This is a genomic window from Aquimarina longa SW024 (genome assembly GCF_001401755.1).
In the GTDB taxonomy this organism is placed as follows: Bacteria; Bacteroidota; Bacteroidia; order Flavobacteriales; family Flavobacteriaceae; genus Aquimarina; species Aquimarina longa.
The window spans coordinates 1-1,226 of sequence record NZ_AVQK01000089.1; the positions used below are offsets into that span (position 1 = coordinate 1).

Genomic DNA, 1,226 nt, shown 5'->3' on the forward strand with positions numbered 1-1,226 from the left:
CTATTGCCCCCTGTGGTCTTGCTAGTGGATTAAGACTACTATGTACAGCTTGGTCTGCCTGATCTGCTTGTGATTGTGTAGGGGAAGCAGTCTGACCATGAAATGTAATCTCTACGCATGGCGCACCTGCAATGGCACATATCGCTTTGCTTTTTTCTGTTAGGATTTTTCCCTGATTGCTTACTGTTGTTTTATCATAGAAATCTTGCCATTGCAAAATACTAGGTACACAAGGTAAAAAACCACCCGTAGTAGGTTGTAACTTGCATTGCCCAAAGGTTTTTGCTTCAAAGGGTTGCCCAATATCCATTGTGGTAGCAATCATTTTTTGACTGCCTTCAGTTTCATTAATGTACTCCTTATGTGTACTAACAATTTTTAGTTGGTCTGGAGTATTGCCATACTTACATTTACATAATGCTCCTTGGCATACTATTGCTACATCACTCATATCAGATTCTTTTTTTTGAATAGTGGAAACCATTTTTTCTTTTTCACTAATTCCTTGGGGATTTCTTCTTTAGCTTCTATTTTTTCTTTGTACTTCTTTTGCCGTTCAGTAAGCTTTGTTATTTTATATATAATAGCTTCTTCATTGTCTTTTTGGCGGTAGGATGCTCTTGCTTTTTGTATCGTAAAATCTTCTTTGTCTATACAATGAGTGATTTCTAATATTCCTTTTTTTTCTTCTTCTCCTTTAAAATTAATGTACATACCCTTATCATCTGATGTGATTTTTTGAGTCCCAATAAAATTAGAAAGTGCTTGATATGGCACTACAGGAAATGAATAGGTTACATTATTTTTGATTTGATTTTTTTCATATAATGCTACTATTTTAAAGAAAAATATACTGAATAAACTATCATTCTTTAATGATTCTAAAAATGTACCCTCATTCTGTAGATTTTGATTGATCTGATCAAAATATTGAGTTGCAAATTCTCCTTTATATGCTACGTTTAGTTTTTTTAGAGATGTCTCCCAGCGTTGCTTAACTTCTACAAAGTTTACAATTGATTTCATCTCTCCAAAAGGAGTTACCAAAAAATGAATAGGATAGATCGCATTCATACATTTTTCTGCCAAGACATCTACTAATCGTTTTGATTGTTTACCATTACTAAAAAATTGTTGCCGATTTAACCTACAGTTATAATCACTGCCAATAGATGAAACATACGCTACATCTAAGACATATTGTATTTGGGTAGTAGCATTGATAA

At 33.3% G+C, this 1,226-nt stretch carries 2 protein-coding genes; both read right to left on the bottom strand.

Annotation, left to right across the window (positions count from 1 at the left end):
* A partial coding sequence (locus N456_RS09030; RefSeq protein WP_148639273.1) for a DUF4280 domain-containing protein occupies positions 1-451 on the bottom strand: 451 nt, incomplete at its 3' end.
* On the bottom strand, positions 448-1,226 hold a 779-nt coding region (locus N456_RS24395), incomplete at its 5' end, for a hypothetical protein (protein WP_158447865.1). The genes N456_RS09030 and N456_RS24395, both read right to left, overlap by 4 nt.